Below are 20,978 nucleotides of genomic sequence, written 5' to 3'. Positions count from 1 at the left end.
GTCTATTCGAGCGCCGGGCCGACGCCGGTGGTCCGGGCGGCCCGGCGTTCTCGCCTTCGTCGGCGGTAACGGCTGATTCGGCTGGCGCACAGATAGACCACCCACAAACCGATGGCCAACAGGGCCGCGGCGATCACCGCGGCCAGCACCGGGAAGAACACCGCGAGGGTGAGGACGCCGCCGACCGTGAGATCCTCGGCGGTGCTCACCGCGATATTGGTGACCGGTTCCGGCGAGGTGTTGATCGCCATCCGGGTGCCCGCTTTGACGATGTGGCTGAGCAGGGCGGTCGTCCCACCCACCGCCGCGGCGAACATCGTGGGCAGTGAATCGTCCTGCCCCGCGATCAGTGCCGACACGACCGCGCCCGACGCGGGCCGCACCACCGTGTGCACCGCGTCCCAGAACGAGTCGAGGTACGGGATCTTGTCCGCCACCGCCTCGATCAGGAACAGCACCCCGGCGGCGACGAGCACATCGGTGCGCAGCAGCCCCGGCGGCACATCGCCGGCCCACCCGATCCGACCGAACAACCCCAGCAGAAACACCACCGCGTACGCGTTGATACCGCTGGCCCAGCCCGCGGTGAAGATCAGAGGGAGCACCGACACCCGCTCAGACTAAGCCCGCCTGCCGACACCGCGCGGCAAGGACGTGCAGCGGCGATATCTAGCATCGCTAGACAAGCTAGCGAGCAACTGTTACCTTTGCTCCATCATCTAGCGCTGCTAGATATCGAGGAAGGAAAGCCGAAATGCTCATCGTCACCGGCCAGATCATCGCCACCGCCGCCGTGCTCGCCAATGCCGTCGTCTACGGCACCGATGTCTGCGCGGCCGTGATCATGCGGTCGGTGTACCGCAAACTCGATGACGCGACCGTCACCATCAGTGCGGGGTGGGGCCACTACTACGGCGACCGGCGCATGCCGGTGGTCGGTGCGGGCGGTGTGATCACCGCGGTGCTCACCCTGCTCATCGCACTGCTGGCCGGACAGATCGGCGCCGCGGTCGCGGCGGGAATCGCGGTGGCGGCACTGCTCACCTGGCTCGCCCTCTACGTCCGCATCGCCAAGCCGATCAATGCCAGGCAGACCGCCGCCGCCCAGAGCGGCGTCATTCCGGCCGATGCCCGTGCGCTGCAGGACAAGTGGGACAGCATCCTGAAGTACCGCGTCACCCTCCAGTTCGTCGCCATCGCCGGACTGTGCGCCGCGCTGATCCTGTTCTGATATCGAATTCACCGAGGAGAATCCGTCATGAGTTTCACCAGCAATGAACAGCAGTTCCTCGCGGAGGCCGGGATCGGCCGGCTGGCCACGGTGTCGCCCGACGGCATTGTGCAGAACAACCCGACCGGCTATCGGGTGAACGCCGACGGCACGATCGATATCGGGGGTATGCGGATGCGCGGCAGCCGGAAATACCGCAATGTCGAAGCGGGCAGCCGGGTCTCGTTCGTCATCGACCAACAGGTTTCCTGGGAGCCGTACGTGATTCGCGGCATCGAGGTACGCGGCACCGCCGAAGCGCTCGACGACGAGCAGCCACCGTTCGAACACCAGGAACGCGCGATCATCCGAATTCACCCCGAGCGGATCATCTCCTGGGGCATCGACGGCGGATCCTTCGACTTCACCAGTCGCGCCGCCGAATAGAGGAAGCTCGGCTCATCATCAGCAACTTGTCTCGACAAGTCGAAACACAGGAATATCAGCCCCCACGGCAGTCATCCGAGTAACGTTTTCGATCACCCGGCGATTTCTCAGACAACATCAATTCAGGAGGTTCGACATGCTTTCTGTGAAGAGACTCGCCGCCGGTGCCATCGTTGCCACCGCCACCGCTTCCGCCGTCATCGTCGGTGGCGGTGTGGCCCAGGCCGACGTTCCGGTGTGGCAGGCCAACTGTCACGTTTACAACATCTTCAACACCGGCGGAATGGCCAATTGCGAACTGCCGACCTGGCACCAGGTGAAACTCACCTGCGTCGCGTGGCCGGTCCCGTTCGTCTACTGGAAGTACGGCCCCGCGCAATACGGACAGAACCAGTCGTGGGCCAGCTGCGACTCGCTCAACGCCCTGGTGGGCATCGAGGTCATTCAGGCGTAAACCACGCACCGCGATCGAGCAGCACCCCACTCGCCCCGTTGTTACCGTGGATTCATGGTCAGTGCGGCATCCACCCGGCGACACGAACAGCATGGGCAGGCCTTCACCCAATTCCCTCGGGTCATCGCGGAAACCCCGGAGAGGCAAACCTGGCCTCACCGGGGTCCGGGACGCTTTGTCCGATACCGCAGCCTGATCAGGCCACCCTGACGGCGGTCCGGTAATGACCGCCATCTCCAACGAAGTGCAGGACTGCCGAGGGGTTGCCCGCCGGCAGGATCAGGCGCCGTGGCGCTCCGATCTCGTCGTCATTACCCTTCGGAAACTCCATATGCAGGCTGTTGAGCCCTCGAATAGCGCTGGTGATCGAGCTGACAAGCACGGCGACCCGGTCACTGGCCGAATGCCCGATCGTGCGGGCCAACGCGGCGGTCCACGCCAAATCGAGGCCGGATTTATACAGCTCACGCACATTGCCGGAGACATCGCGGCCATTGTCCTTCTCGATCATCTGCACAACATAGAGGGACCTTGGATCGTATGCTGCGAGCACAACGCCGCGGCGACCTTTCTCACCGCTATTGAAGTTGACCCAGTAGTCGATCCCGCCGTGGACGGTGAACTCGGTGTCTGTGGCTACGCTGCCGTTTGACGGAATTCGGCCGCGGAACGTCATCACGTAGATGTCATCCGAGCCGGCTTCGTTGGTTTCGGCCAGGCATCGCATTTCGTCGACGATCACATTTGCCATGACTATTTCTCCTTTGAGAGTGCCGCGCAATGGTGGCTGTATCGATGCGCTGCCGGTCGGCAACACCCTTCAAAAAATAATGCTGACCAGCAGTTTTCTCGTCCGGGTAGGCACGGAAACACATACGTGGCAGCACGGATAGGTCGTTGCAGCGGAACGAGGAGACCAATTCCAGTGCGACAGGCGCAGAGCCCCGACGTCCGCCGGATCATGCCCGCATCGATACCATCCCTCTGATCGATCTCATCGACACCGTCGAAATCTGCGCCGGCATGGAGCCTGCGGGTGACGCGTACGGTGGTCTCGTTCCACAGTTCTTCCGGTTCGAGTCGGCGATGGACCATTTCTACGGGTCCACTTCCCGCAAGAGACAGAAGACTCCCGTACTTGCCTGCAGTTGCCCCATTCTGTTCGACCGCGATCACTACGACAGAGCTGTCCAGTGGCTCGACGCCGCAATAGTCGCCCACGAATGACACGACCACATTGCACCTGCCTGTTGCGTCAGCGCGTCACCCGGACTGCTCGTGGAACCGCTGGATCATCGGCGGCAAACGTAGACTTCGCACGAATCCGGGTACCGGTACCACCTGGATACCGGGATCGCTATCGACGACGATGGGGGGATGAGCGAAGTGGTCGACACGCGCTCGGTGCGCACCCAGCGCCGAGCCCAACTCAGTGCGTTCCTGACATCGCGTCGCGCCAAGATCACCCCGGGTGATGTGGGCCTACTGCCGGGATCGCGTCGGCGCACGCCCGGTCTGCGCCGCGAAGAGGTGGCGCAGCTGTCGGGGGTGAGATGTTGACTACACACTCCTGGTTCATCGCTGCGACGCATTCTGCCGCGCCAGAACTCTCACAGATGTCCGACCTGCTCAGCGGTCTCCTGCCGTACTCCCTGGCTGTACCTCTGAGAGCAGAGTTGCAGCACGTCCTGTAGCCCGAGCGGCTGACAGCCTTACTGAGATCGCTCTCGCAATCGCAATCGGCTTGGGTCTGAACCTCGGAACGCGGCCCGACGCTTCCGTCATGACCACCGCAGTGGATCTCCTGTGGATGAGTCATGTTGCTAGCATTGCCGCACAAGAGCTTTCAGGAGATGCGCATGGATCCTATGACAATCATTGTCACGGCTTTGATCGCTGGCGCAGCCGCTGGCGGGCAGGACGCGGTATCAGCCGCTGTACGAGACAGCTACAGCGCGCTGCGTAGCCGGCTTGGCGGCAACGCCCGAGTCCGGGCGACAATCCAGGCGAATGAAGTGACGCCTGGACGTAACATCCCGGCGCTGGAAGAGGCGCTGCGAGATGCGCGGGCGACCGACGACGATGTCCTCCTGGAATCGGCGGAACGGCTCCTCGATGCTCTTCCTGCCGCACATCTCAAAATCGCTCGATGCTACATCGATGCCCGTGACGCCAAGGGTGTGCAGGTAGGGGATCGCAACACCCAACACAACACTTTCAATTGATCCCCACCAGACGCAACTACGATCATCTAGCAGGGTAGGAAGTTACGCCGTGGGGCAGCAGCTGGATCCTGGCGATGATCCGACCGGCCGACAAATCGGCAGCACCGAGCGAACTTTGGTCGACCTGTCCGACGGGCGCGGTGTCCAATTCGGCGACCACAACACGCAGATCAACTACATCGTCCGTAGAACACGATCGAGATACTTTGTCCCGGCACAGCCGATCAACAGCAATGTCGAGTTTGGCTCGTCACGGCGCAGCTCGGGTTTTCGAACTGTCCTGATTGCACCAGCACTTGTACTCACCATTGTGGCAGCTTGCATTTCAGTGTGGCTGGTATGGCCGCAAAACGGTGAACGAAATCTTGGTATTCCCCTTACCGTTGCCGTGAACGCCAAACATTATCCCACAGCTGGATGGGTTTCCACCCGAGAGCCAGCCGAGGCTCTTGCGCGACCGGCTTATAGTGGCGACTGGAACGGCTGGGCAACCGCGAGCAACGCCGTGCCTGCCGAACATCGCAGCATCATCCTTACAGTACAAGGGACTTCGTCGGCATCTGTGACGCTCACCGACCTCCGAATCGGAGTTCTCCAGCGGCGACCGGCAGTACAGGGAACCAGGTATTTCACAGAAGGCTCCGGACCCGCGTTTCGCTGGGTCAGTTTCGACGTCGACAGATCGCCACCCGTCTTAGATACGCACTATTTCGAGTCCCTTGCGCACAGAATGCCATTACAGGAGCGGAAACCTATTCGCTTTCCATATATTGTTTCGATCTCGGAACCTGAGTCCTTGTTGGTCGAGGTAGCCGCGACGGAATGCGACTGCGAATTTGATATTCAACTCGATTGGGCATCCCAAGGTCAGGCGCATACGGCGATCCTTAACGATGCAGGTCGCCCTTTTCGGATCACCGGACTAGCAAATATCACTGAAAAATGCACGGGGGGCGCTCTCCCACAATCGGAAAAGTGCGTGTCAGTGCGATGATCCAGAAGCATTGGAGGATACGGCAACGTAGGCCCCGAAGCACATGTGCAACGTACGGCCCACCGGAGTACAGCGGCGAATTTCTCGACCTTGCAATGCCGCTCGGGCTGCTTCACCTCCTTGGGAGTGCAGAGTCGACACCACTCACCGGGGTGAGATGTCGGTTACACACTCCTTGAGGCTTGAGCAAGGGAGGAGACGACATCGTCACCTCCCTGTCCGGATATCGGTCTTCGACCGAACCACCACCATCGAGTTGGCCTGAGCATCCTGAAACGCCAATTGCCGGATGTTCTGGCTAGTCGAGTGGTCGTCCCAGACTTCAAACTCTCGTTGATGTCAGCTTGTTGTATCCATTGCGATAACGGCACCGGATGACCCCAAATCCGCAGCAATCTGCTCCAAAGTCACGCCATCCTCATGGTGGTGGGGTGACCCGGACCATGTCCTCACTCTGAACTCTGGAATAGGGCACGATGAAAATCCTTCCAGACCCGCCTTCCGGCAAGCCGGATCGATGACACGTACCCTTGCAACTGCCTCTGGCGTCGACCAATCATCTGGCATCCCAGGTCCAGCGGGGCAGGTCTTCGAGGCGTTTCGCTTGTTCGTTCAAGATTGCCCCTTTGACCATTCGTCGGCGTTGGGTGAGAACCCAAACGCCGAGGCGGAATCCCGTCTCATCGATATGCTTTTGGGGTACGAGGGCGTGGTCCTCCTGTTCGACGTAGACGAGTAGGCGCTCGAAACCTTTCTCCCATTGGTCAGCGGTGGGGTCCCAACTCCAGCCTGCCACGGCTGCGAGTTGCGCAGTGCGGTCGGCGGTGAGGATGCCCTTGGAGTGTCTCATCCGTTGTGTCGATACCCATGTGCCGAGGTTGAAGCCGGTCTGGTCGATGTGCTTTTGGGGGACGAGGGTGTGGCCGTGCTGCTCGACGTAGGCCAAGAGACGGGCGAAGCCCTGCTCCCACCTTTCATCGAGGACGACCCAGCTCCAGTTGGGTACGGCTTCGAGCCGAATTGCCCGCTCAGATGACAGGATGCCGCGTGATCGGGCGGCGCGTTGGTTGGAGGCCCAGTTCCCGAGGCGGTAGCCGTCGGCTTCGTATTCTCTGTGTATGCGGGTGTGGCCGTGCTGTGTGGCATAGGCGACGAGGTGGGCGAAGCCCTCTTCCCACTTATTGTCATCGAGGTCCCAGCTCCAGCCCAGGAGTGCAACGAGTCGTTCAAACCGATCGGCCGCCAGGTTGCTCTTCGATCGGGCGTCGCGTTGGCGCTTGCACCATTCGCCGAGGGGGTAGTCATCGACGGTATGCGCCTTGGGTACGCGAGCGTTGCCGTGCCGTTCGACATAGGCGACCAGGTGGGCGTAACCCTCCTCCCACTTGTCGTGGTAGGGGTCCCAGGTCCAATCGGGCGAAGCTTTTTCGAGCCGGTTCGCCCGCGCTGGGGCGAGGCTTCCTTTGGCGTACCGCTGGCGTTGGGTTGCGACCCAGCCCCCGAGGCGGTAGCCCGCCTGGTCGAGATATTTCTGTGGGACGCGCGAGTGCCCGTACTGCTCGATGAAGGCGGTCAGCCGAGCAAAGCCGTCTTCCCATTGATCAGTGAGCGTGTCCCAGCTCCAGCCAGGCAAGGTGTCGAGCCGTTTCTCCTGTTCCTCTGTGATCCGCCCTTTCGCATACCTATTCCGCTGCGTGCCTGCCCATATCCCGAGACTGAAGCCGGTCGGGTCGACATACGGTCCCGGTACGCGGGCGTGGCCGGTTTGTTGTACGAAGTCGGTGAGGTGGGTGAATCCTTCTTCCCACTGGTCGGCGATCGGATCCCAGGACCAACCGGGCAGCGCTTCGAGCCGACTTAGGCGGTCAGCGGAAAGGGTTCCATCGGCGTGGGTGCGGCGCTGAACGCCTACCCACTGACCGAGTCGGAAGTCATCGGGTGATGTGAACGCATCAGGTACGCAGGCGTGGCCGGTTTGTTGTACGAAGCCGGTGAGGTGGGTGAATCCTTCTTCCCACTGGTCGGCGATCGGATCCCAGGACCAACCGGGCAGCGCATTGAGCCGACTTAGGCGGTCAGCGGAGATAGTTCCGTTCGCGCGTGCGCGGCGCTGAACCTTGCACCATTGCCCGAGGCGGAAGCCGGTCGGGTCGACATACAGTCCCGGTACGCGGGCGTGGCCGGTTTGTTGTACGAAGTCGGCGAGGTGGGTGAATCCTTCTTCCCACTGGTCGGCGATCGGATCCCAGGACCAACCGGGCAGCGCTTCGAGCCGCTCGGCCCATTCCGGGCGCAACGTCTTCCTGGCGAATTTGCTGCGCTGCGTGCCTACCCATGAACCGAGGCTGAAGCCGTTGTGGTTGACATACGATTGCGGTACGCGGGCGTGGCCGTTCTGTTGGACAAAATCGGTGAGGTGGATGAAGCCGTCCTCCCATTGATCAGTTGCGAGATCCCATGACCAGCCCGGCAGGGCTTGGAGCCGTTCAATTCGAGCCTGTGGGAGGCGCTGTTTGGCGAAACCGCTGCGCTGAACGCCTACCCACTGTCCCAGCGGGTAGGCGTCAACGGTGTACGGTCCCGGGACGCGGGCGTGTCCGCGCTCGCGGACGTATGAGGCGAGAAATCGGAAGCCCTCCTCCCATTGATCGGCGAAGGGATCCCAAGTCCAGCCTGCCAAGGTTTCCAGCCGCTCGATCTTGTCGGCTGCCAGAGTAGCGGCAGCGTATTTGTCGCGCTGCTTGGCAACCCAATTGCCGAGGCGGTGGTCACCGATTGTGTACTTGTTCGGTAGACGAGTGTGCCCATGCGTTTCGACATACGCCACGAGCAGGAGAAACCACTCCTCCCAAGGGTCGCCCGGATTCCAACCAGGCAGGGCTTGGAGCCGTTCGGCCCTATCAGCGGCGAGTTTTCCGTTCTTCAGGGACTGACGTTGGTTGCTGACCCAGCTTCCGAGAAGGTGGCCGTCAACAGTGAAGTTCCTTGGTATGCGGGCATTCTCGTGCTCTTCAACATACGCCGAAAGCATCGCGAAATACTTTTCCCATTGGTCGGAATCCGGATCCCAGGACCAGCCAGGTATGGCCTGAAGCCGCTGAACACGGGCCTCAGCGAGCGCTCCTTTGGCGTACCTGCTGCGCTGCGTTCCGACCCAACTTCCGAGACGGTAGTCCCCGACCATGTATGGCTTGGGAACGAGGGGGTGGCCGTGTTCCTCGACGTATGCGATCAGGTATCGGAAACCTTGCTCCCATTGGTCGGTGCGGGGATCCCAGGACCAGCCGGGCAGCGCCTGGAGGCGCTCCTCTCTATCCGGCAGGCCACGGCCTTCAGCGTGGTTGGTGCGTTGGATCGTCACCCACGTACCGAGTCGGTATCCGTCGATGACCCAGGACTGCGGAACCATCGCGTGTCCGTGCTCCTCGACGTAGGCCACCAGTCGAGCGAAACCCTCCTCCCACTGGCTGGTGAGAGCATCCCAGGTCCAGCCGGGCACACGGTCGAGTCGGTGTTTACGGACCGTGTCCAGCCAACCTCTGGCTTGTCGATACCGTTGGATAGCGACCCAGGAGCCGAGGGCGTGGCCGTTGATTCTATGGGTCGCCGGAACGAGTGCGTGCCCCTCCTGTTCGATGAACTGCTTGAGGAGCCCCAACCAGAATTCCCAACTAGTTGTCGTTTGCTCGACGAGGCGCACATCGAAGGCATCGGCGAATTCGTGAGAAACGGTCACGGGGAGGTCGAGAACGATCTTGTCGGGGATACGCCCGCACCCGCCGTCACCCTGCTTGCCGAGTTGATATCGAAGCTCGTCGAGAGCCTCGCCGAGCCGGTCATCGTGGGAACGGAGCGCTTTGATGACGTCCCAGACCGGTTTGAAGCTGGAGTCGTCCAAGGCCGTAGCAGGGTTCTTGTCGGTGTCGACGAAGACGGGAATGACGATGGTGCCGATGGTTTTGTCCGCGGCGAGTCGGATCGCGCGACCGACTGCCTGGACGATATCGACTACTGATCGTCGAGGGTCGATGAACGCGACACCGTCGAGGGCCGGGACATCGACTCCTTCTGTGAGACAACGGGAATTGGTCAGCAGCGCTCGATCGCAATCGTGAAGCCCGCCCAGCTGCTGGAGCAGAACATGGCGTTGACCGGTGGGCATCTCACCGGAAACGTGCCCGGCCCACAATCTGCCGGACGGCCGCTGGTCCGGTGGCATCCAGTCGATCACTGCCGGTAATCCGGCGGCGAACTCCTTAGCGCCTCGAACCCTCGAGTGAAAGCTGATGGTTCGCCGCAAGTTGTAGCGGTGCATCGCCTTGGCCAAACCTACTTGTCCGGCGAGGATGCGAGCATTGCTGACCGTTGCCCCATCGGTGGTGACCACGCGGCCTTGGTCAGCCCACTCTCGGTAGGTGTTGTCATCCGCACCGATCACGACGACGCGGTAGTCGGTGAGCAATTCGTTGTCGATGGCCTCGGCGAACCCGAGTCGATGGAACACCGGCCCGAACGTCTCTCGGTCGTCCATAGAGGCGATCTCGAAGTCGGCTTCCTGCGCTTCACTGAGGGTTTGGCCGGTGAAGTGGCGAGGCGTGGCGGTCATGAACAAGCGTCGGCGAGTCTCGATCAGCCCGGGACGCAGGATGACGCCAAAATCCGGGGAGATCCTACCCGTGCACCGGTGGGCCTCGTCCGCGATCACGAGATCGAACGCGGGAACGTCCCCAAGGCCGAACGCGGACGATATCTGCGGCGACGACTGATAGGTGGCGAACACGACCCGACGTCCCGGACCGCGTAGAAATGCCGCGATATCCTCGGGATCGGTGGTAACCGGCAACCCGAGATCGCTCGTCGAAGAAGCCGCGGAATCGCTGTCCGCCACGGTTCGGTCCGAACAGACGGGCAGGAAGTCGAATCCCAGCGTGCTGTTCGCTGTCCACTCCCGCAGGGTTTGAGCAAGCAACGCCAGCGACGGAACCAACACCAGAGTCCGATCGGCAGCGAGTTCCTCGCTGACGAACAAGGCGGTCAGCGTCTTACCGGTGCCGCATGCCATGATCAACTGACCCCGGTCGTCGCCACTGTCGAACCCGTTCACCACGGCCTCGATCGCAGAACGTTGGTGCGGGCGCGGCTGTTTGGGCACTACCGGTCTGGCTCTCAGAGATGAGGGAGATTCGGGCCAGTCGAGTTGTGCTGCCTCGAGATCCCCCCGCAGCAGTACAGCTGCCTGCTTCTCTTGGGCCTCGAGCGTGCGCTTGGCGGTGCTCCCGATCCGATTGGTCGTCGCGATCAGAAGGCGAAACGCGAAGACGGAGCGCGCAGATTCGGACAGAAACGTGTCGACATCATGTTTGGTAATCGAGGTGTTCTCGGCGTAAGCCTTGGCCTGGATCGCCCACAAGTTGCCCTGACGATCCACGGCGACCAGGTCGATCCCGGCGTCTGCGCCCCAGCGACCAGGCCAATCATCCCATAGCCATACCTGCCGGATCTCGTGAGCGTATGCCGGGTCATGGGTCAGGAACCATTGGCAAATCCGCTCGAACTGCGCACCCTTGTGAACGTTGTCATCGGGGTCCAGTTGGTCCAAAAGGTCGGTCAGTGTGGCCATGTGGCGGGCTCGTCCTGCTTTCGAGAACACGAATCAGTCGGGCCAAGCAACGCTGCCGAGCCCGGGAGGAGGTGGCCGAGCCTAGCGCTAGGGTCTGACATAAACGATATGAGTCGTGTTCCCGCACTGGTCGTGACCGGTGCCATTGCGATGACCGGTTATCGGGACGACGCACTCGGGTAGGGGTACCGCTCTAGTCTGATCGCCATCGCGTTCGCCGGAACATCCACCCATGCCGCTGATCTCGGGCTGCTTCAGTCCTCGGGAGTGCAGAGTGGCACCACTCACTGGGGTGAGATGTCGGTTACACACTCGTTGATGCTGTTATCGATGAGTCGGTTCGACGCTGCTGATCAAGTGATGGCCCGTGAGGTTCACGTGTGGTCGCAGGGCTACCATGCTGGGCGTGGACCATGGCTCAAACACCCACTCGCGCAAGGACATCGACCAGATGTTCGCTGCACAAGCGATCGAAGAAGCGCGGAATTCTCCTGGGAACACACATGTCGGCGCGGTGATAGCCAGAGGAGATACGATACTGGCAACTGGCTACAAAGGCGAGGTTGAGGGCCTTCACGCAGAGCAAGTAGCCCTTCAGAAAGCCCGCGTGGCTGACAGTGGCCTAACCGGGGCCTCGCTCTACACGACGTTGGAGCCGTGCGCAAACTCCCGGACGGCTCGGGTTCCGTGTGCCGAGCTCATCGCAGAGGCCGGCATAACGGTCGTACACATAGGTGAGTACGACCCCAATCCGCAAGTCAACCGCCTCGGATGGAAATACCTGCGCGACCGCGGCATCCAACTCCGGGACTTTCCAGCCAGTCTTCGCGAGCAAGCGCGCGGCGTCAACGCAGATTTCACCAAGGTTTTCACAAGGGGAACCGGCATGAGCGCGGGCGCGAAGTTCGACTTTACGACGAACGGGGGCAGGTTCACGATCAGCGCCGACGAGCACCCCGATGCTGCTTCCTGGGAAACCAAATGGACCAATTGCGGTGCCTCGGCGATCTACCTCTATGGCGGAACGCCCGGCATCGTCGCGCTGGCGCGTTATGCGAACGAGTTCAACGAGATCGACGATCCTGACGCACTTGACTACGGACACCATTCTCCCAAGATCCACCTGGGCGCTATTGGTGTGATGCGCAACAAGCACGGACATGTCCTCTGCAAAGTCATCGCGATCGAACCCACTGCCGACTACGGCGGTTCTGGACCGGTCTCGGTCACCATCAGATGGGAGATCCGCCTGCCCGAGGGTGATTCGCCGGGATAGCTCAGGCCGTCCAGCCTGCGTGCCTCCAATAGAGCTGGACATCGTGAGGCTTACCGTCCGGGCGGCTCACGGGGAAGGAATCCGTACGCAATTGGCCGGAGTGAGATGCGATTACACACTCCCTATGTGTACTGACCGCCGAAGTTGGGTGACGGCGTGGCGAGCTCGTTTCGCTGCGCGAAATATAGCGGGGCCTGGTCAGCTCCCGTCGTAGGCAACCTGCACTCGTATGGTGCCCTTGGCTGTGTGTAGGAAGGCGTCGCCTTGTCCGGCCAGAGCCTCGGCTCCGGTCTCGTCCAGAATGATGCGGCTGTCGGTAGCGGTCTTGACGCGCAGGGCAAGTTGGGCGGGGAAGTTGGAGCGGATAGTCGTCGAGATAACATCCGCGCTTGGGCGCTGCGTAGCTGCGATGACGTGGATGCCCGCAGCGCGGGCCTTCTGCGTCAGGCGCTTGAGCAGCGCTTCGATTTGCTTCTTCTCTTCGGGATCGCTTGTGAGGTCGGCGTACTCGTCCAGGACGATGACGATCCAGGGCTTGCGGTCTGCCTTGTCGACCGTGGCGTTGTACTCGACGAGCTTGCGTGTGCGGATCGCCTTCATGTCCTTGTAGCGCACAGCCATCTCTTCGACGGTTTCCTCGAGAATCTCGATAGCGTCAGTGGCGTCCATACCGATCATGCCATCAAGGTGAGGGTCGTCCTCGAAGTCGACAAGCTCGGTACCCTTGGGGTCGACGAGGCGGAGTCGCAGGGTGTCCTTGTCGTACCGGACCAACCCCTTGAGGATCGTGTCCAGGGCGACAGACTTCCCTGATCCGGTAGTGCCGGCCACCAGTAAGTGCGGCGAGTCCGCAGAGGACAGGTCGATGGTGACCGGGTTACCTTCGATGTCGGCGCCCAGCGGAGCGATGAGGCTCCCGGGGTCAGTCGGGCACCGCTGCCACAGTGCCTTTGCGTCGACCCCATACTTCTCGTCGTCGATCTTGGGGATCTCGAAGAGCACGGATCCGCGGTCGCTGCGGGTACGAATGCTGAACCCGGAGGGCAGTGCCAAGGCCAAAAAGATCTCGTCGCGACGGTTGGTCAGCTTATCTACGGTGACCCCAGGATTGGGGATAAACCGGAAGATGTAGAAGCCGGGTCCTTCCTGCCACTTACCGACCTTCGGGGCTGTGACTGCAACCTTGTGGCGAGCAAAGACGTCGACGACCTTGTTGTATCGAAGCCTCAGCTCCTCCGCGGGGAGCCCACTGCGGTGAGTCTGCAGAGGGGCAGGTCCCACCGCTTCGACAGGGTGAAACGCAACTGCCGCTATCGGAGCATTTGTCGGAGCAGTCGCTTCGACAACTTCGACAGATGCCGTCGGTACTTCCACAGTGCGCAGTTCGGCGGAGATGCCTGCTGAGGCGGTCCTGCCGACGGCGCTGGAAACCTTCACTGTCGCACTGAGATGCCCAGAGACAACGAGGGAGTCGGCACTGGTGGGGTCATGGTTGGCGCGCAGAGCGCCGATAAGGTTCAGCAGCTCGTGCTTGTTCAATCTCACCAGAATGTGCTTGCCGAGGCTTCCGACCGCAGGGGCTGGCTGATCGTCCTCGGCTGAAATTGCCACGGCAACGCCGGTGACTTGACCGAGCTGGACATCCTCGGAACGCAAGGCGTCAAGGACCGTTGCCTCGGCCTGACGGTGGTCGTCGTCGCCGATAATGGTTCGGGCAGGAAGGTCTGCGGCCTGGAGAGCATGTCCACTGGTCTGAGTGATCGCGGCGGCAAGCTCGTCCAGCCAGAAGGGGCGGTCATGGCGAGCCCCGCCATCCGAGCGGAATGCGTCCTCGCACAGGTCGGTGGTGCGATTGAGCTGTTCCTCGGCCGAGCCGACGTCAAAGATCTGGCGGAATTTTGACTCGGCGACCAGGACATCAAGTTGGACCGTGCCGTCGTCCTGAACGGTCAGCACGAACCTGCCCAAATCGGCACGGGTTTTGTGTCCACGGCCGAACCAGCGGTGGTGCTCGTCGAAGCTGATCCAGGTGACCAGGCTTATGCCCTGGCGAGGGACGGGGAACTGCTGGTCGATGACAAACCGGGTGGCGACCAATCCGACGACTTCGTTGACTGTGGTGCCAATGCCCAGCGAGCGCAGCACGGCGCCAGGGGCCACATTGCGGCCGACCTCGTAGATCCGCTTAGCGGTGCCTTCGGAGTTCTGCGAGGTGACGACCCCGATCTGCTCCAGTCGGCGCCGCAGTCGCTGGACGACGAACTGCTGACCGGTCTGCGAACTGACAATTAGCGTATAGGACTCGTTCTTGCCGACATTGGGCTTGACGAGGATGACGTCGGGGCGATTTCGCAGAGCATCGATCTGCTCACGGCCGATGAAGCTGTCGAGGGTAACTACCCAGTGTGCAACGCAGTGCAGAGTGGCGAACAAGTCCTGGTGCTGGTCGAACTGTACCTGCATCTCGAAGTAGTCAATGCCGTCGACACTCTCCCGGGAGACAGGGGAACGGCGGTCGTAGCGCACGCACAGCGTCGACCAGGACTCAAGAGTCTCGTCAGTGGTCTCGGGCAACAGTGCTCTTACGACGTTCTCGCTGGTCTGAGCCAGGTTGTGTGAAGCCGGGTGCTTCCAGGAGTTGAAGGAGCCGGACAAGGATTCCTTCTTGGTGCTCTCCTTGATGCTGGTCTGGGTGCCGAACAGCGCCGGAGCCAGAGCGAGGTCGACGGTATCTTCCAGCCCTGACAGGTCTGCTTTCTGGTCGGGCTCCCATGCCTGCAGGATGAGTTGGACGTCAGGCAAGAAGCTGTCCTCGGACATCTCCGAGCCGGAGAACTGCACGTCGAAACCCTGGATAATCTCGTGATGGGTCGCTTGGGGAGCAAGCACGACCAGATCAACCTTCAGGCGAGGGTTCTTGGCCCGCATCTGCTTTGCCACACGCATGGGCAAGACAGGGTCGCCGTTGCGGTCCAGAAGCAATACGCGTAGGCCGTCGAGCTTGTGGGGGTATGTCGTCAGATAGTCAGTGATGACGCGGACCATCTCGTCGATCGCGGTCTCGTCCACGCTCGACAGCCAGTCCTTGGACTCGTTGCCGCCGTAGCGGACTGGCACGTACTCCTCGTGCCCAGCCGATTCCCGCATCGGAATTGCGATCGTGCCGCCGGGCCCGACGACGACCGCAGGGGTCCCATGCGGGGAGATCCGGTCGATGGCGTCGAAGAAGAGGTCCTCGTTCTCCTGATTGAGGCTAAGACCTCCCTCCTTGTTCAAGGCGGTCTCGATGCTGCTGGCGGCCTCGGCGTAGTTCTTTGCCAACCAGCGCAGCTTCAGCGGGTGGGTGGCCAGCATCATCATGCGATGATCGGCCAGTCTGACGACATCGGTTAAGACGACAGCCTCAAGGTCTGCGTCCGGAGCATTGTCGGGAACCAGGGTGGTGCGAGCTTCGCGAACTATGCTTTCCCACTCGCGGACATAATCGTTGATGTTCCCTGCATCGAGCCCGTCGGAGAATCGCTCGAAATGCTCGAGCTTGAGGCGCTCCAACTGGCTGGCGAAATGTGATGCAGGGACAGGCACAGGTTCGTCGACCTGCCACAGCCGGGGGTCATTGAACTTCTCGAGGAAAGTGTCGAACGTCAGATTGCTGGCGTAGCCAGGTGGGTTTCGCCAGCCATGGATGAGAGCTGCCAGTGCGATTTGCCCGGGGATGCCTACGGGGTCCCAGCGAAAGCGTCGCTGGGCGGCGCCGTCCATCTCGACCAGGATGCGCAGCGGGCCCCACTCGGCGTTCGTGTCAAACGGTTCGTCTTCCTCCGGCAGGGGCGGCTTGGTCAGGTCCAGCAGGCAGTTCTTGACCTCCAAGGTCAAGCGAAGACCGGTGGAGTCCTGGACATCACGCAGGGTGTGTGCGTATAGAAAGGCGAACAGCCAGCGGCTCCACCGCCCGGCTTCCTGGTCGCCTTCAAGCCCGACGACAACGGAGCCTTCCTCTTCGTCGGCGAAATAGGTCAGCTCGCGCAGCAGGGCCCGCAGTGGGTCCTGGACGAACTGCGAGTCAGGGAAGGCAAGCTTCTCAACTTTGCGGCGCAATCGTTTGGACAGAAGGTCTGCCAACGGTTCGGCCCCACCTGCGGGAGCCTCGTCAAGGAAGCGCTGGGCCGATTCCTGGTCTCCGCGGTCGAGCGCGTCTTCGATCAGAATGGCATCGAACTCGTCGACCCGCTCCGTGGCCGTCCTCTCGATCTCTTGCCGGACTTGCTGGCCCAGGCCGATCTTCTTGGATTTCTGTTCGAAGACTTCAAGCCAGAGGGTCAGGTCCTGTTCGCAGCGCAGCTGACGAGGATCTTGCGGGGTAGATCCACTGCGGTTGAGGTCGAGAACGAGGCTGCGCATGCGCATTTTGGCTGTCTCAGAATCCGTACCGATATGGTCCAGGGACTCCTCGCTGAACTCGGTCGTGGCGATGCGCTCAATCAAGTCGTCTTCGGTGATCTCCTTGCCCGTGGGCTGTTTGAAGGCACTGACCGACACGTTCTTCTTGATCCGGGCAGGCAGCGCGGCGGGCTTGATGAAGAGGGCTCGGTCCGGGAAGAGGTCAAGAGCTGGCAGGGCTGCTGAGATCTCAGGTAAGACTACGTCAGAGGTATGGATCTGAGTTGCTGCAACCTTCTGCGCGGTCTCGGCTAGGAAGGCTGCCCAGCGGTGCAAGGAACGGGGTTCCACTTCGGTGACGGCACGCCAGATCTCCGACAGAGAGGTGGCCATCAGTGCCGGAACGGTGCCGATGCCACCAGCCTCCCGCCATGCTTCTGCCATGAACCTGTCGAACCCGCGCTCGCCAGCGGCGTCGTGGTGTTCGCCCAGGATTGCGGCATCGTCAAGGGCGTTCATGGCCGCCAAACCCTGTGCGTCTGGCGACTCACCCCACTCGAAGAGCAACGCCGCCGTACCCTGGCCCGAATTTCGCCACTTTGTCAGCTGGTCCTGCGGATCCAGCAGGTATTCGACAGGTACGCCCACGATCGGTTCTGAGGTGCCGACTTTGACGACGACCTGACGGTCCGGTGACTCCAGCAGGCTCTGGGCCGTCCTACGGAGGGCCTCGGCAACAGTCGGCCGATCGAACCCGCTGATGCGCAGGACGGCACGGGCTCCGCTGATCTCCGTGACCTTGCGGAGTGCTTCGTCGGCGACGAATCGACCGAGGGCTCGGACGCTGCTGGAGGTCACTGGGGCTCCCCTCGAACCATGCTGGTCGCATCTGAATATTGAGTGAGCAGACCGATAGCGGCCAGCTTTTCCCGAAACGCCTTGCCGTTGTGGTCAAGGACCGATGGGTCGACCTCGTAGGCCAACGGGCTCGCGGCCGCGACCTTGTTCTCCACAACGAGCCCGTACTTCTCGTACAGCAGTGCACAGAACTGGTCGAACTCCATCTCTGTACCCTTCGCGACGGTCGCAGATACCAGGCCCTCGAGCATCGGGGGCTTCATGGTGAAGTGTCGGCGCCCGACCGTCGCGTTCAGGGCTCCCACGGCCGCGAGGGTCTCGCTGAAGAACGCTCGGGGCGAGGCGACTGCGTTGCCGGCCTCCTTGGTGAATCTCTCGTAGCGGCGCTTCTTGGCCTCATCGCCGTCGGCTTCGATTTCGTCGATCATTGCCAGCGCCTGGACGTTGATCGCGTTGACTATGTCATTGCGGCAGACTGCGAGGTTTTTCGCCGACTCTCTGCGCAGCGGGGTTGCTTCGTTGCCGAAGTCCAACAGGACCGACTCGCGATCGGTAGCACCGAGCTTCGTGCGTGCGAGGTGCAACTGGTGGCGTGCCAAGCAGTAGGGGACCCAATGCATGAGGCTCTCGGTGCGTTTGGCTCTGGGGACCGTCGCAATCCGGGTGACGATGTTCCGGGTCCCCTCTCTCATTAGGTCCGGCCACGGGCTGAGATCCTCGTGTAGCTCGATTCCTGCGTCTGAGCCCTCCACGGGCGCTTCGTCGTAGTCGAAGTCGTGCGCGCTGAGGGCCTTGGCAAGATTGCCCAGTGGAGTGCCGCTGTCCCGTACAAGGTCGGCCAGGCCCTGTCGTGTCGCTTCCTTGCGGGCAACATCAAGGTCGCTGCGTAGGACTTTGTAAGCCCATCCACCACCATCGCGGAAGAGGTAACGCTCGATACTCGGAGCGTTGATGCCAACGGCGACCTTGCTGGCCTGCGTGCGCTTCTTGGCGCTCTTCTTGAGGGAAGCATCGCTTTGCTTGATTCGTCGTTCGACTGCGTCGTAGTGGATGAGCTCACCCACGAACGGATAGATGTGCGCGCCGAACCAACTGGGTTGGCTACGACGCCCAGGAATCTCGACCAATAGAGACGAGAACAGGGCGTGGAGCGTTTCCAACGTCTCGGGAGAATCCAACTCGACGGCCTTGCCGAGTTCTTCGTCGCCCTCGACGATGCGGGTCTTGGTCGCGATCCGCCGGGCCAGGTCGTGCGAGGTCCTCTTGTAGGCCGTGTCGGCTCCGTCGTCCAGAAGTCCTGCGAACTTCTCCGGGGCTTCCTGATGCGCCAGGTAGACGCCGCGGGCGATCGCGAGCATCTCGAGCGGTACGTAAAAGCCGCGGCCCTGCTGTTCGAGATTCACCCCGAAGAGGCGAAGGACGACCTCGGCCTTTGAACGATCAGCCATCACGCACGCACCGACCTGATCTTGTCGCCGACGTCGATCATAAGCTTTCTCATGACATTGCCCACCAGTACCTGGATCTCGTCGTCCTTGTTCGACGAGTCAGCCAGCTCTGCCAAGGATCCGCTCAGGCCACGGATCTCGGCCTCGTGCTGGACCTCGCTACGCAGGCCCGCGGCCCACCGCGTCAGCAACTCGAAGCGCAGGAGGTCTGCTTCCACCGAGACTGCATCTTGGTCAGGGTCGACGGCCGGGATACGGATGTAGACGGCCCGGTTGAGCCATTCGACTGCTTTTTGCATCTCGGGGGCAACGTCCGCCCGGCCTTCCTGCTGCCACTGGGTGACTTGATCGACGACCTCAACCCCCTTGCTGGGCACTCGTCGAGAGATCACGGCCGCGCGGGCGCGGTGAGTGAAGAAGGCCGGGTCAAGTATCAAGAAGTCAGGGTTGCTCCCCGCTCGGTGAATGCCCTGGACGGCCTCCAGGCCTTTGAGGAAGCGGTCACGCACTCTGGTGTCTGCCAGGTCCCGGTTCTTGTCCTGGACACTGACGAAGTCGTCGCCAGCCTCCAGGCCCATGCGGGCGAACCGGTCCTTGTTGTCGTCACTGTTGAAAAAGTCAGCTCGTCGCAAGAACGTGTACAGGCCCCGCAACTGTTCGGCCTGTTTCTGAGCGTCCCGACTCGTACGGACTTTCTGCAGGTAGCTGCTGGCGTCCGCTGGTGGGAAGTGGCCAGCCGTGTCCGGGTCCAGCCGGTCGTCGACCTTGCGACGGGAGACCTTGCCCGGGTCCAGCTTTCGTAGCGCGAAGAAGGCGGGAACCATATGCCGCTGTTGCTGGGTCAGCCGGTCACCGAAGAGAGCCTGGTGGTACAAGTGTGGAGCCTGCCACAACGTGTTCGAGTGCGACCACTGGTATCTGGCATGGACGTTCTCACAGGACAGTCCACCGGTGAGCATGTAGCTGGTCACCGACAGCGCCTGACGGGTCGTTACTACGGCTCCGGTGCGCTCGGCAGCGGCGAACACGTCCCTGATCGCGGCCCGGCGCTGAGGCCCGCTGGTGGGATCGCTTAGTTCGTTGCGGTTGGCCAGGATTGGGCAGACTTTCCGTGCATCACAGGCTTCGCAGGGCTTCCACCGGGACCATTGCGTCGTGGTCCACTGCTTCAGGACCCAAAGAATGAGCCCGCCGTTGGGGTTGTCGGCTGCTACGGACTGGTAGTTGAGGTTGATGACAGTGACCGTGCTGTCGGGGTCGCTTACCTGCCCGCGGACGATTCCTTCCGCGAGCGTCGTCACTAGAATCTTGGCGCGACCGGTGCCTCCCTTGTCAAGGTTGTCGTCTTCGGCGACGCACTTACGTAGCTGGCCCTCGTTTGCGCAGATGATCGCGACGCCTTCGTCCGGAGGGTCGAGCAGTTCCACGAGCTTGCGAGCACCCGCCTGCACACTGATCTCGCTGAGATCCCTGATGATGTACAGCGGGCGTCCACTATGGGTCCGGCCGATTGGGCGGCTGGCGTTGCCGGCCTCGGACAGCTCACGGAAAACTGCCTTCCGGACCTCTGGTGTGACCGTCTCGGCATCGTTCCGCAGCGCAGTCAGAAGGCTGGCGCACAGGCTTGTCTTGCCATGCCCGGCGTCCCCGGTCAGGACAATAGTTTTCGTGGTGGGTCGCTCTATGGCCTTCAGCAGATAGTCGAGCGTCACGACGGGGAACAGCGACTGCGTCCAGTCTGCCTGCAGCTCGTAGATCATCTCAGAGGTGTCGACATCGAACGGCTGGTAGCGACGTATGCGTTGGACGTGCTTGTTGACCTCTAGCGGCATGCTGCTGTCCTTCGTCGACCGATCCGGGAGCGCTGTGGAATTCTAGCTGTCAATGTCCCTATCGGCGATCAAATCCCTTGTCAGAGAGCTAAAGTGACGATTCGAGTCGCACTCCTTAAGCGGCGGCGAGCTGCTGGTAACTGTCGGCGCGTTTATCCCGTCGCCAGCGGGCTTTTTCGGTGCGATGGCCCCAGAGACGGCCGATCACGATGCCGAGGACGGCAGCGCGCGCTG

14 protein-coding genes are annotated in these 20,978 nt (G+C 61.7%); 8 read left to right on the top strand and 6 right to left on the bottom strand.

What is annotated here, in order from left to right:
* Positions 1-2: 2 nt before the first annotated feature.
* Complete coding sequence (locus ACWDXS_RS23060) at positions 3-611, bottom strand: DUF4126 domain-containing protein (RefSeq protein ID WP_449968543.1); 609 nt, start codon at positions 609-611, stop codon at positions 3-5.
* A 143-nt stretch (positions 612-754) separates the two neighbouring features.
* On the opposite strand from ACWDXS_RS23060, the gene ACWDXS_RS23055 reads away from it, so the two are divergent.
* The 3 genes from ACWDXS_RS23055 (at position 755) to ACWDXS_RS23045 (ending at position 2,111) form a co-directional block, all read left to right on the top strand.
* Positions 755-1,231 carry a DUF1772 domain-containing protein gene (locus tag ACWDXS_RS23055; RefSeq protein ID WP_378626429.1) on the top strand — a complete coding sequence of 159 codons (477 nt, stop codon included), beginning with the start codon at positions 755-757 and terminating at the stop codon, positions 1,229-1,231.
* 27 nt (positions 1,232-1,258) lie between these two features.
* Entirely contained in the window at positions 1,259-1,657 is a 399-nt protein-coding gene (locus tag ACWDXS_RS23050; protein ID WP_378992255.1) for a PPOX class F420-dependent oxidoreductase, read from the top strand.
* A gap of 136 nt (positions 1,658-1,793) precedes the next feature.
* Positions 1,794-2,111, top strand: coding sequence for a hypothetical protein (locus tag ACWDXS_RS23045; protein ID WP_378992253.1), 318 nt, complete (start codon positions 1,794-1,796; stop codon positions 2,109-2,111).
* Between the two features lie 196 nt (positions 2,112-2,307).
* Here ACWDXS_RS23045 and ACWDXS_RS23040 read toward each other — a convergent pair whose 3' ends face one another.
* The gene (locus tag ACWDXS_RS23040) at positions 2,308-2,862 is read right to left on the bottom strand and encodes a hypothetical protein (protein ID WP_449968538.1); all 555 of its coding nucleotides are present in this window, start codon (positions 2,860-2,862) and stop codon (positions 2,308-2,310) included.
* A 146-nt stretch (positions 2,863-3,008) separates the two neighbouring features.
* On the opposite strand from ACWDXS_RS23040, the gene ACWDXS_RS23035 reads away from it, so the two are divergent.
* The 4 genes from ACWDXS_RS23035 to ACWDXS_RS23020 all read left to right on the top strand — a co-directional run bounded on the left by ACWDXS_RS23035 (position 3,009) and on the right by ACWDXS_RS23020 (position 5,330).
* A complete protein-coding gene (locus tag ACWDXS_RS23035; RefSeq protein ID WP_449968535.1) occupies positions 3,009-3,338 on the top strand; it encodes a hypothetical protein in 330 nt (109 codons plus the stop codon).
* A 150-nt stretch (positions 3,339-3,488) separates the two neighbouring features.
* On the top strand, positions 3,489-3,671 hold the full coding sequence (locus ACWDXS_RS23030) for a hypothetical protein (RefSeq protein ID WP_449968532.1): 183 nt from the start codon (positions 3,489-3,491) through the stop codon (positions 3,669-3,671).
* A gap of 257 nt (positions 3,672-3,928) precedes the next feature.
* On the top strand, positions 3,929-4,336 hold the full coding sequence (locus tag ACWDXS_RS23025) for a hypothetical protein (protein ID WP_449968529.1): 408 nt from the start codon (positions 3,929-3,931) through the stop codon (positions 4,334-4,336).
* A 49-nt stretch (positions 4,337-4,385) separates the two neighbouring features.
* Positions 4,386-5,330, top strand: coding sequence for a hypothetical protein (locus ACWDXS_RS23020; RefSeq protein ID WP_449968526.1), 945 nt, complete (start codon positions 4,386-4,388; stop codon positions 5,328-5,330).
* Between the two features lie 556 nt (positions 5,331-5,886).
* On the opposite strand, the gene ACWDXS_RS23015 is transcribed toward ACWDXS_RS23020, so the two are convergent.
* Positions 5,887-10,950: a Helicase associated domain protein gene (locus tag ACWDXS_RS23015; protein WP_449968523.1), complete on the bottom strand. Its 5,064-nt coding sequence runs from the start codon at positions 10,948-10,950 to the stop codon at positions 5,887-5,889.
* A 406-nt stretch (positions 10,951-11,356) separates the two neighbouring features.
* On the opposite strand from ACWDXS_RS23015, the gene ACWDXS_RS23010 reads away from it, so the two are divergent.
* Entirely contained in the window at positions 11,357-12,226 is an 870-nt protein-coding gene (locus ACWDXS_RS23010; RefSeq protein ID WP_449968520.1) for a deaminase, read from the top strand.
* 198 nt (positions 12,227-12,424) lie between these two features.
* Here the strand turns inward: ACWDXS_RS23010 and ACWDXS_RS23005 are convergent, their stop codons facing one another.
* The 3 genes from ACWDXS_RS23005 to ACWDXS_RS22995 are packed head-to-tail and all read right to left on the bottom strand — an operon-like array spanning position 12,425 to position 20,744.
* Positions 12,425-17,464 (bottom strand): FtsK/SpoIIIE domain-containing protein, encoded by a 5,040-nt coding sequence (locus ACWDXS_RS23005; RefSeq protein WP_449968517.1) that lies wholly within the window; start codon positions 17,462-17,464, stop codon positions 12,425-12,427.
* Positions 17,461-18,912, bottom strand: coding sequence for a hypothetical protein (locus ACWDXS_RS23000; RefSeq protein WP_449968515.1), 1,452 nt, complete (start codon positions 18,910-18,912; stop codon positions 17,461-17,463). The genes ACWDXS_RS23005 and ACWDXS_RS23000 overlap by 4 nt, the downstream gene beginning before the upstream one ends.
* Positions 18,912-20,744, bottom strand: coding sequence for a hypothetical protein (locus tag ACWDXS_RS22995; protein WP_449968512.1), 1,833 nt, complete (start codon positions 20,742-20,744; stop codon positions 18,912-18,914). The genes ACWDXS_RS23000 and ACWDXS_RS22995 overlap by 1 nt, the downstream gene beginning before the upstream one ends.
* Between the last annotated feature and the right edge of the window lie 234 nt (positions 20,745-20,978).

This window comes from Nocardia sp. NPDC003183 (assembly GCF_053590715.1).
The sequence above is the reverse complement of the archived record's forward strand: the minus strand, read 5'-3'. Positions and strand labels throughout refer to the sequence as shown.

What these genes read in the sequence shown, in the direction of transcription:
- ACWDXS_RS23055 (WP_378626429.1), top strand. Translation starts at nt 755, where the DNA reads ATGCTCATCGTCACCGGCCAGATCATCGCCACCGCCGCCGTGCTCGCC.
- ACWDXS_RS23050 (WP_378992255.1), top strand. Translation starts at nt 1,259, where the DNA reads ATGAGTTTCACCAGCAATGAACAGCAGTTCCTCGCGGAGGCCGGGATC.
- ACWDXS_RS23045 (WP_378992253.1), top strand. Translation starts at nt 1,794, where the DNA reads ATGCTTTCTGTGAAGAGACTCGCCGCCGGTGCCATCGTTGCCACCGCC.
- ACWDXS_RS23040 (WP_449968538.1), bottom strand. Translation starts at nt 2,862, where the DNA reads ATGGCAAATGTGATCGTCGACGAAATGCGATGCCTGGCCGAAACCAAC.
- ACWDXS_RS23030 (WP_449968532.1), top strand. Translation starts at nt 3,489, where the DNA reads ATGAGCGAAGTGGTCGACACGCGCTCGGTGCGCACCCAGCGCCGAGCC.
- ACWDXS_RS23025 (WP_449968529.1), top strand. Translation starts at nt 3,929, where the DNA reads ATGTTGCTAGCATTGCCGCACAAGAGCTTTCAGGAGATGCGCATGGAT.
- ACWDXS_RS23015 (WP_449968523.1), bottom strand. Translation starts at nt 10,950, where the DNA reads ATGGCCACACTGACCGACCTTTTGGACCAACTGGACCCCGATGACAAC.
- ACWDXS_RS23000 (WP_449968515.1), bottom strand. Translation starts at nt 18,912, where the DNA reads ATGGCTGATCGTTCAAAGGCCGAGGTCGTCCTTCGCCTCTTCGGGGTG.
- ACWDXS_RS22995 (WP_449968512.1), bottom strand. Translation starts at nt 20,744, where the DNA reads ATGCCGCTAGAGGTCAACAAGCACGTCCAACGCATACGTCGCTACCAG.